Raw genomic sequence first — 13,791 nt, forward strand, 5'->3', positions numbered from 1 at the left:
CGCAGACGGCCGCGCAACACGCCCGCCGCTGGACTGGCCGCATGGCCCCACCCGCATCCGAACTCCTCGTGCACCACGACGCGATCCGCGCGAACGCCGCGCACTTCGCGGCGTCGACCGACGGCCGCCTGATGGCCGTCATCAAGGCCGACGCCTTCGGCCACGGGCACGAGCGCGTCGCCCGGGTCGTGCTCGACGCCGGCGCGAGCTGGCTCGGCGTCGCCTCCTCGGAGGAGGCGCTCGCGCTGAGGGCGGGCGGCATCGACGCGCCGATCCTCAGCTGGCTGAACGCCCCCGACGCCGACTTCTCCGCGGCCGTCGCCGCCGACGTCGACCTGGCGGTGCCGAGCGCCGCCGTGCTCGGCGCGGTGAGCCGGGCGGCGGCGCAGCTCGGGCGGCGGGCGCGGGTGCACCTGCACATCGACCTCGGGATGGCCCGGGAGGGCTGCCCGCGGGAGGGCTGGTCCGCGCTCTGCGAACTCGCGCGGGAGCTGCAGCTGCAGGGCTCCGTTCGCGTCGTCGGGATCATGGGGCACCTCTCGTGCGCGGAGATCCCCGGCCACCCGCAGAGCCGGCTCGAGCGTCAGCGCTTCGTCAACGCGGTGCTGGCCGCGCGGCGGCGTCGGCTCTCGCCGAACGTCGTGCACCTCGCGGCCACCGCGGCGACGCTCACGGGTGACGGGGCGGGCTTCGGCCTGCACCGCATCGGCGCCGGACTCTTCGGCATCGATCCGTCCGGCAGCTCGACCGCGCTCCGGCCGGCGCTGTCGCTCGTCGCGCGCGTGGTCGCCTCCCGCGAGGTCGAGGCCGGCACCGGGGTCGGCTACGGGCTCGACCACGTCGCGGCGGCGCGGACGAACCTGGCGCTGCTGCCCCTCGGCTACGCGGACGGCGTGCCGCGTGCCGCGTCGGGGCGGGCGGAGGTCCTCGTGCGGGGCCGGCGCCGCCCGCTCGTCGGCCGGTTCTCGATGGACATGGTCGTGGTGGACACGGGCGGCGAGCGGATCCGGCCGGGGGAGCCGGTCACCGTGTTCGGTCCCGGCGACGCGGGCGAGCCGACGGTCGCCGAGTGGGCCGGCTGGGCGGGCACCATCGAACACGAACTCGTGACGCGGGTCGGCGCCCGGGTGGCGCGGGTGCACCGGGCGGATGCCCCGGCCGGCAGCAGCCTCGGGCGCACCGCATGAGCCGGGTCGAGCGAACCGGGCGGCCGGCGCCGACCGCGCGCAGCGGCCCGGCAGCGCCCCGCGAGACCTGGGGCGACGTCGTCAAGGGCGTGCTCATCGTGCTCGTCGTGTTCTGGCACGTCGTGATGAAGAGCTACCTCGAGGTCGACTGGCAGCTCGGCGTGCCGATCCCCGGTGCGTGGGGGCTGCTCGCCGACCTGATCTGGCCGTTCCTCATGCCGCTCTTCCTGCTCGTCTCCGGGACCTTCGCGGCGGCGGCGTTCACGCGGCCCTGGGCGGTCGTGCTGCGCACCCGGGTCGTGCGCTTCCTGTACCTCTACCTGCTCTGGTCGCTCATCCACACCGCGGCGCTCTGGGCGTTCCCCGACTTCCCGACGCTCGTGCCGCGGGGCGTCGCCGAGTTCGTGGAGGCCGTCACGATCAGCCCGCCGAACACCTGGTACCTCTTCGCGCTCGCGCTCTACTTCCTCGTGGCGAAGGGGCTCGCCCGGGTGTCGCCGTGGCTCGTCGTCGGGGCGGCCGCCGTGCTCTCGGTCGTCGTCGCGGCCGGCTACGTCGAGATCGTGAGCAACCGCGGCTCACTGCTCTACAACCTCACCTTCTTCCTGCTCGGGCTCCATCTCGCTCCGCACGTGCGCCGACTCGCGGGCCGGGTGCGGCCGGTGCCGCTCGCGCTCCTCGGGACGGGCTACCTCGCGGTGTTCGCGGCCATGCGGCTGACGGGCAGCGAGACGGTGCCCGGGGTCTGGCCCCTCGTCAGCCTCGTGGGGGTCGCGTTCGGCCTGGCCGCGGCGCCCGCCTTCGCCCGGATCCCGCTGCTCGGACCCGGCGCCGCGTGGCTCGGGCGGCGGAGCCTCCCGGTCTACCTCCTGCACATGCCCCTGCTCGCCGTCGCCGACATCGTGCTCGCCGAGTGGCTCTCGCTCGCCTCGCGCCCCGTGCAGCTCGCGGCCGCCGTCGCGCTGCCGATCGCGGTGACCGCGGTGATCGTCGCGGCCTGCGTCGGGCTCGAGCGCGTGCTGGTCCGCGGCGGCGCCGGCTGGCTCTTCGAACTGCCCGGGCGGCGCGCGGATGCCTCGGCGAGGGGGGCCGCCGAGGCATCCGCTCCCCGCCCCGCGCCTCGACCGTCCCGCGGGCCCGCCTGGCGCGCGGTCGTCGTCGTCGCGCTCGTCGTCGCGAGCGGCGTCGTCGCCGTCCGGGCGACCGCGATCCCCGGCTGCGACGCGGATCCGCCGGTGCAGGCCGCGGCCGAGCCGGGGCGCGTGAGCATCGGCGCGGTCGGCGACGTGCTCATGCACGACGTCGGCCACGTGGTGCCCGCCGACGGCGGTGCGGCGCACTTCGACGCCGTGCGGCCGTGGTTCACGCAGGACCTCGTCACCGGCAACCTGGAGCAGGTGATCGCGGACGACCCCGGCTACGACAAGTGCGGCGGCGCTGCGGACTGCCTCGCCTTCCGCAGCGCCCCCGACACGGCCCGGACCCTCGACGGCTTCGATCTCATGAACCTCGCGAACAACCACACGGGCGACTTCGGCCCCGTCGGGTACGCCGACACCCGCGCGAACCTCGCGGCGAACGGCATTCGCTCGGTCGGCGATCGGAACGAGATCGCCTGCACCCGCATCGGCGACACGACGGTCGCGGTGATCGGCTTCGCCCCCTACCGGGACACGAACCGGGTCACCGACCTCCGGCACGCTCGGCGCCTCGTCGCCGCCGCGGCCGCGAGCGCCGATCTGGTCATCGTGCACGCGCACATGGGGGCGGAGGGGCCGGCGGCGAACGTCGTGACCCCCGGGCCCGAGGAGGCGTACGGCGAGCAGCGCGGCGACGTGGTCGCCTTCTCGCACGCGGTCGTCGACGCCGGCGCGGACCTCGTGATCGGGCACGGCCCGCACTCTCTGCGCGGGATGGAGTTCTACCGGGGGCGGCTCATCGCGTACAGCCTCGGCAACTTCGGCGGCGGCGGCGTGTTCGGCGCCGAGCAGGCGACGAGGTACGGCGCGTACCTCGACGTGACGCTCGAGGCCGACGGCCGCTTCGCCGGCGGGCGGGTGCGCTCGATCGACTTCGAGCAGGAGGGCGGCGTGCCGCGGCCGGATCCGGAGGGGACGGCGGCGCGGCTCGTGGCCGAGTTCGGGGCGCGCGACTTCCCGGAGCGCGCGGCGCGGATCGGGGCGGACGGCATCATCGCGCCGCCGGATCCCGAGCGCCCGCGCTGAGGCCGATCGGCTCGGCGGAGCGTTCGAGTCGGCGGCCCCTAGGCTGAGGGCATGGATGCGGTGCCCAGCGAACCCGGCTCGACCCTGCACACGCACGCCGTCGACAGCCAGCGCCGCGCCGCGGCCCTCGGCGACGGGAACCGGGTGCTGTCGCGCACGCAGAAGGTGTACGTGGCGCTGAGGGACGACATCGTCCGCACCCGGCTCGCCCCCGGCGAGGTCGTGCTCGAGCCCGAGCTGGCCGCGCGGTTCGGGGTGTCGAAGACGCCGGTGCGCGAGGCCCTGCAGATCCTCGTCGTCGAGGGGCTCGTCGTGGCGCTTCCCCGCCGCGGGTACGTCGTCCGCCCGCTCGGCATCACCGAGGTGCGCGAGGTGCTCGATCTGCGGCTCATCATCGAACCGCCGATGGCCGCGACGCGCTACGGCAGCGAGGCCTTCGTCGAGGAGCTCGGCTCGATCCTCGACGCGCAGCGCGGCGGCTCGGGCACGGCGGAGCTGACCGATGCGGCGCGCGCGTTCCACGAGTGCATCCTCGGCGCGGCCCGCAACGCCCGGGCGAAGTCGCTCATGAGCGGCCTGTTCGACGAGACGACCAGGAGCCATCACCTGATCCCGGCGATCGACGCCCGCATCCACTCGGAAGTGGAGAACGACGGGCACCAGCAGGTCCTGGAGGCGATCCGCACCGGCGATCCGCAGGCCGCCGAAGCCGCCATGCGCCGTCACCTCGCCGAACTGCGCGAGTTCGTCCTCCAGGCGTTCCTCGAAGCCTGAGCCCGGCCCGTCGACGGGCCGGTCAGTCGTGTCCATCTCAGATATATCTCAGAAATATCTCTATTGTGCGCAAGATATATGACCGTTAGGGTGGTGCCGACACCGCGGTCGGCCCTTCGGCCTCGGTGGGAACCACCGAGAGGATCCTCGACTGTTGCGACGCCGCATCCGCACCTTCACCGAGCTGCTGAGCTTCGCTCCGCCGACGCTTCCCACCGAGGCGAAGCGCGTGGCGGCGGCGCGCAGCCTCGACGACCTCCGGCGGCTCGCGAAGCGACGCGTGCCCGGATTCGTCTTCGACTACGTCGAGGGCGCCGCAGTGACCGAGCAGGCCGCACGCGATAACGAGTCGGCCTTCGCTCGGCGGAGGTTCGTGCCCTCCGTCACCGAGAGCGCGGCCGGCGCATCGCTCACCACCCGCCTGCTGGGGCGCGACCATTCGATGCCGATCGGCATCGCCCCGATCGGCCTCACCGCGCTCATGCGCGCGGCCGGCGAGACCGACGGCGTCCGAGCGGCCGCGAACCGCGACGTGCCGTTCGTGCTCTCCACGATGGGCACGCGCAGCATCGAGCAGCTCGCCGACGCCGCACCCGCCGCACGGCGGTGGTTCCAGCTCTACCTGCGGCGCGATCGCGATGCCTCGCTCGCACTCATCGAGCGGGCCGCCGCGGCGGGCTTCGACGCCCTCGTGCTGACCGTCGACACCCGGGTGCCCGGACAGCGCTACCGCGACGACCGCAACCGGCTCTCGATGCCGCCGCGGCTGACGGTGCGCACCGCCGCCCAATCGGCGCTGCATCCCGCCTGGTCGCTCGATCTCCTGGCGCACGACGCGCCCGCCATGGCGAACTTCGGGCCCCGCTCCGGCAGCGTCACGGACGTCGTGAGCAGCATGTTCGATCCCGCGCTCTCCTTGGACGACGTGCGCTGGCTGCGGGAGCACTGGAGCGGGCCGATCGTCGTCAAGGGCGTGCTCTCCGCCGTCGACGCCGAGCGCTTCGTCGACGCCGGCGCGGACGCCATCTGGGTCTCCAACCACGGCGGTCGCCAGCTCGACCGCGCGATCTCGCCCGTCGAGGTCGTCGGCGCGGTGCGCGCCGCCGTCGGCGACGACGTGCCGGTCCTGCTCGACTCCGGCATCCGCAGCGGGCTCGACGTCGTCGCCGCGATCGCGTGCGGAGCCGACTTCGTGTTCCTCGGCCGCGGCTACATGTACGGCCTCATGGCGGGCGGCCGGATCGGGGTCGAGCGGGCGCTCGACCTCGTGGCGGGCGAGACCCTGTCGACGATGCAGCTGCTCGGCGTGCGAACGACCGCCGAGCTGCGCGGCCGGGGAGCCGCGCTCCTCGCGCCGACCGGATAAGTACGACCGAGCCGGCACTTTTCAATGACGAAAGGACACCCCATGGCCAACGAACCGCAACGCACCATGACCCCGCAGGCGAGGCGGGCGATCGCCGCGGCCTACTTTGGCACGCTCATCGAGTGGTACGACTATGCGCTCTACGGCGCGGCCGCGGGCCTCGTGATCGGCCCGCTCTTCTTTCCCGACGTCATCCCGGCCTCCGCCTCGATGCTCGCCTTCGCGACCTTCGCCGTGGGCTTCGTGGTGCGGCCGCTCGGCGGCCTCATCATCTCCCACCTCGGCGACCGCGTCGGCCGGAAGCCCGCGATGATCCTGACCATCGTGCTCATGGGCGTCGCGACCGTCGGCATCGGGCTGCTGCCGACCGCCGAGGCGATCGGGCTGGCGGCGCCCATCCTGCTGATCCTGTTCCGCTTCGTGCAGGGCTTCGGCGCCGGGGCGGAGCTCGCCGGCGCACTCACGCTCGTCGCCGAGTACGCCCCCGAGCGGCGGCGCGGGCGGGTCATCGGACTGGTCACCTCGGGCGCCCCGGGCGGCGCGTTCCTCGCGACGCTGGCCTTCACCTTCGCCTCGATGCTCCCGGGCGACGTGCTGCTCGGCTGGGCCTGGCGCATCCCGTTCCTCGTCTCCGCCGTGCTCTTCGTGCTCGCGCTGTGGATCCGGCGCCGCCTCGAGGAGACGCCCGAGTACCGGGAGGCGGTGGCGAACGCGGAGCAGACCGCGACGAAGGTGCCGTTGGCGGAGCTGTTCCGCCGCAGCCCGCGCGAGCTCGTGGTCGGCTTCTTCAGCGTGTGCGGGCACAACGTCACGAACTACGTGCTGAGCGCCTTCGCGCTCAGCTACCTCACGCTGACGGTCGGGATGCCGCGCGTCGAGGCGCTGATCGCCGTGCTGGTCTCCTCGCTGCTCACCGCGTTCGCGCCGGTGCTCGGCGGGATGGCGGTCGACCGCTTCGGCGCCAAGCGGGTGCTCGTCTTCGGTTCGGTCGCCGGGATCGTCCTCACCTACCCGGTCTTCCTGTCCCTGCAGTCGGGCGACCCGGTGCTGGCGGCCCTCGGCATGACGGCGCTCGGCGTCGTCGCGGTGGGCGCCACCGCGGCCTCCACCGGCACCTTCCTCACCAACCTCTTCCCGACCCGGTACCGCTTCACGGGCGTCGCGACGGCCCGCGAGCTCAACGGAGCCCTGGTCGCGGGGCCGACGCCGCTCATCGCGACCGCGCTCGTCGCGGCCGCCGGCGGCGGGCTCTGGCTCGTCGTGCTGTTCGTCATCGCCGCCTGCCTCGTGTCGCTGCTCGCCGTCGTCGCGACGCCGAAGCGCATCGGCGATCTGCAGCCCGAGGAGGCCGCAGACCCGTCGCGGCTCGCGCCGGCCGAGCGGGTGTCGGACTAGGCGCTCGCCGCCGGGGCATCCACGTTCGCGACGTCGTCGACGGTCTGCAGCCAGTCGCCGTACTCCGCGACCCAGCGTTCGATGAGCCCGGCGGCGTAGTGGCTGGCGTCCCAGCCCGCGTAGAGCGACATGCGCACCTGGTGGCCGTCGCGCATGACGCGCACGGGATGCAGGCCGAACACGGCCTCGTTGGTGAGCACGGCGGCGCCCCGACCGGCGGCGGCGAGGCCCTGCGCCATGAACGAGGAGCTCAGCTCGGTGGCGTCGGGCAGGGCGAGCCCCGACTCCGCGAGCGCGTCGTCGAAGACCATCCGGGCCTGATTCGTGCGGTCCATCAGGATCAGCGGATGGCGCACGAGCTCGGCGACCTCGACGTCGGGCCGGCCGTGCAGCGGATGCCCCGGGGCGACCTGCGCGGTGATGCCGATCGGGGAGAGCCGGTGCCCCGCCCAGTCCGCGGGCGGCGGCACCGTCGAGACGCCGAAGTCCGCGCCGAGCGCGACGGTGCGTTCGAACACGAGGCTCGGCTCGCACTCGATCGCGTCGATGACGGGATGTCTCGCGCCGTGCGCTGCGGCGAAGGGCGCCAGGGTCCGCAGGATCGTGGCGAACGGCGCGACGGCGACGAGCCGGGTCTCGAGCGGGTGCTCGAGACCGACCGCGTTGCGGGCCATCTGCTCGCGGCGCACGAGGTCCCGCCCGACTCCGAGGAAGCGCCGACCCGCCTGGGTGAGCCGGAGCGCTCCGTGGCCGCGCTCGAAGAGCTCGACGCCGAGCTCCTGCTCGAGCGCGCGCAGCTGCCGGGACACCGCGGGCTGCGAGATCCGCACCTGGCGGGCGCCCTCGGTGATCGACCCCGCCTCGGCGACGGCGAGGAAGTACTTCACGACGCGGAGCTCCATCGATGCCTCCAAGGCATGCCACAGACCGTTTGGGGATGTCGAAAGCATGCCACGAGTGAGGCAGCCCGCTCAGTTGAACAGCGGGTACGGCCCCAGCAGTAGGCCCACGAGCAGTTCCGCGACGGCGGCCGCGCCGAGTGCGACGGCGGCCCCGGCGAGGGCCGGGCGGGCGAGTCGCCGGACCAGGACGACGCTGCCGCCGGCGATCGCCGCCGCCGCGAGGAGGCCCGCGAGCGCGAACTGGGCCACGTGCGCGATCGGGGCGAACTGCACGAGGGACACGACGGTGAAGGAGCCGCCCCAGTACAGCGAGGAGAGGATGAGGCGGAAGCCGAGCACGACGAGGAGCGCGAGCAGGCCGGCGGCGAACGAGAGCGGAGCGAGGGGCGAGCGGGTCATGGCTGGACCGTAGTGGGCGGCCCTGCCCCGGCGACTCCGCCATCCACAGGCCATGCCGCTGAGGCATGAAAACAGTGCAGATTCGGTATTCGACAGCATGATGCGGCCGCGCGCAGAATGGGGCGATCCCGGGACATCCACCTCGTCAGCACCCATCCCCCGCAACGGAGCACCCATGGCACAGACCGAGACGCGCCCCAGCGCCCGCACCTCCCCCGAACGGCAGGGCCGCACCGCCCGCATCGCCGCCTTCCTCGGCACCACCGTCGAGTGGTACGACTTCTACATCTACGGCACCGCCGCCGCCCTCGCCTTCGGCCCCGTGTTCTTCCCGAACGTGGATGCCTCGACCGCCATCCTCGCCTCCTTCGCCACCTTCTGGGCCGGCTTCCTCGCCCGCCCGATCGGCGGCATGGTCTTCGGCCACCTCGGCGACAAGTTCGGCCGCAAGAACACCCTCGTCGCCACCCTGCTGATCATGGGCGTCGCGACCTTCTGCATCGGCATCCTCCCCGGCTACGCGACCATCGGCGTCGCCGCGCCCGTGCTGCTCACCCTGCTGCGCGCCCTGCAGGGCTTCGCCGTCGGCGGCGAGTGGGGCGGCGCCGTGCTGCTCGCCGCCGAGTCGGGGCCGAAGTCGAAGGCCGTGCGCGGCGGCATGTTCGTGCAGCAGGGCTCGCCCGCCGGCAACATCCTCGCCACGACCGCCTTCGCGCTCGCCGCGTTCCTGCCCGACGAGGCGTTCCTCGCGTGGGGCTGGCGGATGCCGTTCCTGCTCTCCGCCCTGCTCGTCGTCATCGGCCTCGTCATCCGCCTCCGCCTCGAGGAGCCCGAGGAGTTCGCCCAGACGAAGGCCGCCGCCGAGACCGTGAAGGTGCCCCTCTTCGAACTGCTGAAGCACCACTGGAAGGCCGTCGTCGCCGCCGTCTTCGCGAGCGGCCTCGGCATCGGCATGGCGTACTTCGTGAGCACCTTCATGCTCTCCTACGCCACCACCACCCTCGGTGTCGACCGCCAGGTGATGCTGAACATCCTGCTCGTGGGCGCGGTGATCCAGTTCGTCTGGCAGCCGATCGGCACCCGCATCGCCGAGCGGGTCGGCACGACGAAGTTCATGATCTGGAGTCTCGCCGCGAGCGCCGTGCTCGCCGTGCCGCTCTTCCTCCTCGTCACGACCGGCGAGCCCTGGCTCATCCTGCTCGGCATCGGCATGTCGATGATCGCCGGCACCGGCTACTACGCGGTGCTCGCGGGCTTCCTCGCGCAGGCCTTCCCCGTCGAGGTGCGGTACAGCGGCGTCTCGCTCTCCTACCAGCTCTGCTCCACCCTGATCGGCGGCACGACGCCGCTGCTCGCCCAGCTGTTCCTGAACCTCGGCGGCGGGCACTGGGGCGGCGTGGCCGGCTTCTTCATCGCCCTCATCGTCATCACCGTCGCCGGCGTGCTCGCGCTCGCCGCGATCACCGGATTCTCCGCGGCGCGCGAGCGCGAGCTGCGGAACGCGGAGTAAGGAGCCGCACCCCGACATGCGCATCGACACCATCCTCAGCAACGCCCGCATCACGACGCTCGACCCCGAGCGGCCGACCGCGAACCGCGTCGGCATCCTCGGCGGCCGCGTCGTCGGCTTCGACGAGGAGCTGCACGGCGTCACCGCCGACGAGCAGCTCGACCTCGGTGGCGCCCCCGTCGTGCCCGGGTTCAACGACGCCCACCTGCACTTCTCGATGCTCGGCAAGGAGCAGGTGCAGCTCGACCTCGCCTTCGAGCAGGCGCCCACCCTCGACGCGCTCTACGCGCGGGTCGAGGCCTGGGCCGCCGCGAAGCCCAAGGGCGCCTGGGTCATCGGCAACGGCTACGACCAGAACAAGATCGGCGCCCACCCCGACCGGGCCGTGCTCGACCGCATCGCCGGCGGCCGCCCCGTCTACCTCGTGCACAACTCGAACCACATGGCCGTCGCGAACACCGAGGCGTTCCGCCGCGCCGGCCACGGCGACCCCGACGCGCTCGAGGCGCCCGCCGGCGGCAGCATGGTGCGCGAGGGCGGCCGGGCGACCGGCCTGCTGCAGGAGCAGGCGATGCAGCTCGTGAACCACGTGCTGAAGCCCGTGCCGCAGGAGGAGCTCGTGGCCGCCCTCGCCGCCGCGAGCGAGTGGGCGCTGCGCAACGGCGTCACGAGCGTCACGGAGCCCGGCATCGGCGGCACCCTGATCGGGCACGGCCCCGCCGACGTGCGGGCGTTCCAGCTCGCCCGGGAGCGCGGCCTGCTGCGCACCCGCGTGACGCTCATGCCCTACATCGACGCGATCCACGATCTCGGGCCGCTCGGCGACGGGGTCGACGGCTGGGGCGTCGATCTCGGCATCCGCAGCGGGCTCGGCGACGAGTGGCTGCGCATCGGCCCCATCAAGGTCGTCTCCGACGGCTCGCTCATCGGCCGCACGGCGGCGATGTGCTGCGACTACGCGGACACCCCGGGCAACGCCGGCTACCTGCAGTGGCAGGCCGAGGAGATCCGCCGATTCATCCTCCGCGGGCATGAGAACGGCTGGCAGCTCGCGACGCACGCGATCGGCGACGGCGCGCTCGACGTCGTGCTCGACGCGTACGAGGAGGCGCAGCGGCGGATGCCCCGGGCCGACGCCAGGCACCGGATCGAGCACGTCGGCGTCGCCTCCGACGAGCAGGTGCGGCGGATCGTCGCGGGCGGGCTCGTGCCCGTGCCGCAGGGGCGCTTCGTCTCGGCGCTCGGCGACGGCTTCCTCGCGGCCCTCGGCGAGGAGCGCGCGCAGCTCGCGTACCGCATGCGCAGCTTCGTCGACGCGGGCGTCGAGCTGCCGGGATCGACGGATGCCCCGGTCGTGCCCGGCGAGCCGCTGCTCAGCCTGCACGACATGGTGAACCGCCGCTCGGCGAGCGGGGCGCCGATCGGGCTGCACGAGGCGCTCACCCCGGCGCAGGCGCTGCGGGCGTACACGGTCGGCTCGGCGTACGCCGTGCACGAGGAGGCGCGGAAGGGCGCGCTCTCGCGCGGCAAGCTCGCCGACCTCGTGGTGCTCTCGGACGACCCGCTGCGGGTGGCGCCCGAGCGGATCCGCGAGCTCGAGGTCGGGGCGACGATGGTGGGCGGCGTGTTCGGCTTCGACGCCGCCGGGGAACTGGCGCGCGCGACCGCGGCCTGAGCCCCGCCGCGCACCCTGCGCGCCCCGCCCATCCTGAAGCCCACTGGCGAAAGGGTCGGATTCCGACCGAGCCACCGCATCGCGGTCGTGCTCCGGTCGGAATCCGACCCTCTCGGCAAGTGGGCCGGGTCGATCAGCTCGCGCTGGGGCGACGGCGGCGCACCGCCAGCAGGCCGAGGCCGCCGAGGAGCCCGGTCGCCGCGAGCCCGGCGAGCGGCAGCGCCCACTCGGTTCCGGTCGAAGCGAGGGAGCCCGAGGCATCCGCGCCGCTGCCGGCCGAGCCGGAGCCGGCGCCCGTCGAGGTGCCGCCGGTGCCGCCGCCCGTGCCCGGGTCGACCGGGGCGGTGGCCGCCGTCGGCGTGACCTCGGCCGAGGGCGCGGAGTCCGCCGAGGCGCCGGCCTCGTTCGCGGCGACGACCCGCACCGTGTACGCGGTGCCGTTCACGGCGCCCTCGATCGTGCAGGCGGTGCCGGTCGTCGTGCAGCTAAGCGGCGCGGCGGCGGCGAGCGCCGAGGCATCCGCGCCCTCCGTCGCAGCAGCTGGTGCCGCGGCGATCGGTGTCACGGCGACCGGCGTCGCGGTCGCCGTGTAGCCCGTGATCGGCGCGCCGCCGTCGGACTCGGGCGCCGTCCAGGACACCTCGATCCGGCCGTCCCTGGCCGTCGCCGTCACGCCCGTCGGCGCGCCCGGAGCGGTGATCGCGGGGGCGGGGTCCTGCTCGAGGCGAACCTGGTCGACCGTCCAGAACGCGCTGTTCGTGCCCGTGTAGTGGAAGCGGAACTGCGCCGCCTGGGCGCCGGCCGGCACCTCGAACTCGAGGCGCTCGAAACGGTTCGTGTCGATGCGGTAGTTCTTCAGCGATCGCGGCTCGCCGCCGTCGAAGCTCACCGAGACCTCGGCCGACTGGGGCCCGTCGATGAAGTAGTTCGTCGCGTACGCGAGCGTCGCCGTCGCCGCACCGCTCAGCGGGTAGGCGGGGCTCACGAGCGTCGAGTCGAACTGGCCCGGGTCGTGGGGCTTGTCGTCCCACTCGTCCGAGTCGGCGACGGCGAACACGTCGCGGTTGCGCACGCTCGTCTCGCGCATCTGGCCGCGCTCGGCACCGGTCCAGAAGTCGTCGGTCGCGAACGACCAGCCGGACCACTCGGCAACGCCGCCCGCGGGCATCTTCGCGTTGTCGATCGTCCAGCCGCTCGGGGCCTCGTGCGTCCAGCCGAGCACGCCGGCGCCGGGCCGGGTCTCGTCCTGCTGCGGCTTCAGCACCGGGCGCAGGGTGTCGAAGTCGTCGCCCTCGAGCTCGCCGAGCGCGGTGCCGTCGAGGCCCCAGGCGGGGTCGTTCGCGATGCCGTCGGCGGCGAGCACGGTCGGGGCGATGTCGGTGATCTTCACGTCGTGCCGCACCGAGCCCGCCTCGATGCCGGGGCCCGCGGCGATGACGAAGGTCTTCCGCTCGGCCGCGGAGTTGCCGCCGTGGCCGCCGGTCGGGGTGTGCCCGTGGTCGGCGGTGACGACGACGAGCCAGTCCTCGGCGGCCCGCGTCGAGCGGGCGTCGATCGCGGCGAGGATCTCGCCGAGCTGCGCGTCGGCCCGGCGCAGCGCCTCGCCGTAGGCGGTGCCGTTCGTGCCGACCGAGTGGCCGGCCCCGTCGACCTCGTCGAGGTGCACGAACACGTCGTCGGGGTCGCCCGTCGAGAGCGCCTGCACGACCTTCGCCGTCGTTCCGGCGTCGTTCCCGCCCGCGAGGCGCTCGTCGACGGCCGGGCCGAAGACCGTCTGCGGGATCGGCGTCCAGGTGCCGACGACGAGCGTCTCGCGCTCGGGGGCGGCCGCCTCGATGCGGGTCAGGTAGTCGGGGTACTCGGCGTAGTTCGGGTCGCTGAAGCTGTTGTCGACGACGCGGTGCTTGTCGGGCCAGACGCCCGTGGCGATGCTCGACCAGCCGGCGCCCGAGATCGTGCCGGCCATCGGCTGCGCGTACAGATTGCTCGAGGCGGTGAGGCCGGCGGCGCGGAGGCCGGCGAGGGTCGGCATGCCCGCGGGCTCGAGGAAGTCGAAGCTCGCGCCGTCGATGCCGACGACGAGGGTCTTCACGGCGCGCTCGGGGGCGGCGGCGGGCTGGACGGCGGTCGGGGGTGCGGCCTGAGCGGCGGGCAGCGCGGCGGCCGGGGCTGCGGCCGCCTGGGCGCAGACCGGCACCGCGACGAGCGCGGCGGCGAGGAGCGAGGTCGAGACGGCGCGGGCGGCGCGGTTCGGCGAGGGCATGAGGGTCTCCGGAGTTCGGGGCGATGCGGCGGCGGATGCCGGGCGCTGCCCAGTCTTCGGAGGGCCCCGAGGGCGGTTCAAGCGAAAACGCCGCT

General features: G+C 73.9%; 10 protein-coding genes. 7 read left to right on the forward strand and 3 right to left on the reverse strand.

What is annotated here, in order from left to right; translation table 11 throughout:
- The first annotated feature begins 41 nt into the window (after nucleotides 1-41).
- From alr to IEY71_RS05410, 5 genes are all read left to right on the forward strand, one after another.
- Entirely contained in the window at nucleotides 42-1,187 is a 1,146-nt protein-coding gene (gene alr / locus IEY71_RS05390; RefSeq protein ID WP_189084233.1) for an alanine racemase, read from the forward strand.
- Nucleotides 1,184-3,412, forward strand: coding sequence for a CapA family protein (locus IEY71_RS05395; RefSeq protein ID WP_189084234.1), 2,229 nt, complete (start codon nucleotides 1,184-1,186; stop codon nucleotides 3,410-3,412). Before alr ends, IEY71_RS05395 begins: the two co-directional genes overlap by 4 nt.
- Before the next feature lie 51 nt (nucleotides 3,413-3,463).
- Nucleotides 3,464-4,186 carry a GntR family transcriptional regulator gene (locus tag IEY71_RS05400; RefSeq protein WP_189084235.1) on the forward strand — a complete coding sequence of 241 codons (723 nt, stop codon included), beginning with the start codon at nucleotides 3,464-3,466 and terminating at the stop codon, nucleotides 4,184-4,186.
- Between the two features lie 154 nt (nucleotides 4,187-4,340).
- On the forward strand, nucleotides 4,341-5,552 hold the full coding sequence (locus IEY71_RS05405) for an alpha-hydroxy acid oxidase (RefSeq protein WP_229781534.1): 1,212 nt from the start codon (nucleotides 4,341-4,343) through the stop codon (nucleotides 5,550-5,552).
- A gap of 42 nt (nucleotides 5,553-5,594) precedes the next feature.
- Nucleotides 5,595-6,947 (forward strand): MFS transporter, encoded by a 1,353-nt coding sequence (locus tag IEY71_RS05410; protein WP_189084236.1) that lies wholly within the window; start codon nucleotides 5,595-5,597, stop codon nucleotides 6,945-6,947.
- Here IEY71_RS05410 and IEY71_RS05415 read toward each other — a convergent pair.
- Together IEY71_RS05415 and IEY71_RS05420 are read right to left on the reverse strand one after the other, a co-directional pair.
- Complete coding sequence (locus tag IEY71_RS05415; protein ID WP_189084237.1) at nucleotides 6,944-7,849, reverse strand: LysR family transcriptional regulator; 906 nt, start codon at nucleotides 7,847-7,849, stop codon at nucleotides 6,944-6,946. The two genes, IEY71_RS05410 and IEY71_RS05415, sit on opposite strands and share 4 nt — an antisense overlap.
- Before the next feature lie 69 nt (nucleotides 7,850-7,918).
- Nucleotides 7,919-8,248 (reverse strand): hypothetical protein, encoded by a 330-nt coding sequence (locus tag IEY71_RS05420; RefSeq protein WP_189084238.1) that lies wholly within the window; start codon nucleotides 8,246-8,248, stop codon nucleotides 7,919-7,921.
- Between the two features lie 175 nt (nucleotides 8,249-8,423).
- Here IEY71_RS05420 and IEY71_RS05425 point away from each other — a divergent pair, with 175 nt between their 5' ends.
- A complete protein-coding gene (locus tag IEY71_RS05425; RefSeq protein ID WP_189084239.1) occupies nucleotides 8,424-9,758 on the forward strand; it encodes an MFS transporter in 1,335 nt (444 codons plus the stop codon).
- A 16-nt stretch (nucleotides 9,759-9,774) separates the two neighbouring features.
- Nucleotides 9,775-11,433, forward strand: coding sequence for an amidohydrolase (locus tag IEY71_RS05430; RefSeq protein ID WP_189084240.1), 1,659 nt, complete (start codon nucleotides 9,775-9,777; stop codon nucleotides 11,431-11,433).
- 133 nt (nucleotides 11,434-11,566) lie between these two features.
- Here IEY71_RS05430 and IEY71_RS05435 read toward each other — a convergent pair whose 3' ends face one another.
- Nucleotides 11,567-13,696, reverse strand: coding sequence for an alkaline phosphatase family protein (locus IEY71_RS05435; protein ID WP_189084241.1), 2,130 nt, complete (start codon nucleotides 13,694-13,696; stop codon nucleotides 11,567-11,569).
- Between the last annotated feature and the right edge of the window lie 95 nt (nucleotides 13,697-13,791).

The organism is Agromyces mediolanus (assembly GCF_014648575.1).
GTDB lineage: Bacteria > Actinomycetota > Actinomycetes > Actinomycetales > Microbacteriaceae > Agromyces > Agromyces mediolanus.

Excerpts from the sequence above, each read along its gene's own strand:
- alr (WP_189084233.1), top strand. The coding sequence starts at position 42 with ATGGCCCCACCCGCATCCGAACTCCTCGTGCACCACGACGCGATCCGC.
- IEY71_RS05395 (WP_189084234.1), top strand. The coding sequence starts at position 1,184 with ATGAGCCGGGTCGAGCGAACCGGGCGGCCGGCGCCGACCGCGCGCAGC.
- IEY71_RS05400 (WP_189084235.1), top strand. The coding sequence starts at position 3,464 with ATGGATGCGGTGCCCAGCGAACCCGGCTCGACCCTGCACACGCACGCC.
- IEY71_RS05410 (WP_189084236.1), top strand. The coding sequence starts at position 5,595 with ATGGCCAACGAACCGCAACGCACCATGACCCCGCAGGCGAGGCGGGCG.
- IEY71_RS05415 (WP_189084237.1), bottom strand. The coding sequence starts at position 7,849 with ATGGAGCTCCGCGTCGTGAAGTACTTCCTCGCCGTCGCCGAGGCGGGG.
- IEY71_RS05420 (WP_189084238.1), bottom strand. The coding sequence starts at position 8,248 with ATGACCCGCTCGCCCCTCGCTCCGCTCTCGTTCGCCGCCGGCCTGCTC.
- IEY71_RS05425 (WP_189084239.1), top strand. The coding sequence starts at position 8,424 with ATGGCACAGACCGAGACGCGCCCCAGCGCCCGCACCTCCCCCGAACGG.
- IEY71_RS05430 (WP_189084240.1), top strand. The coding sequence starts at position 9,775 with ATGCGCATCGACACCATCCTCAGCAACGCCCGCATCACGACGCTCGAC.
- IEY71_RS05435 (WP_189084241.1), bottom strand. The coding sequence starts at position 13,696 with ATGCCCTCGCCGAACCGCGCCGCCCGCGCCGTCTCGACCTCGCTCCTC.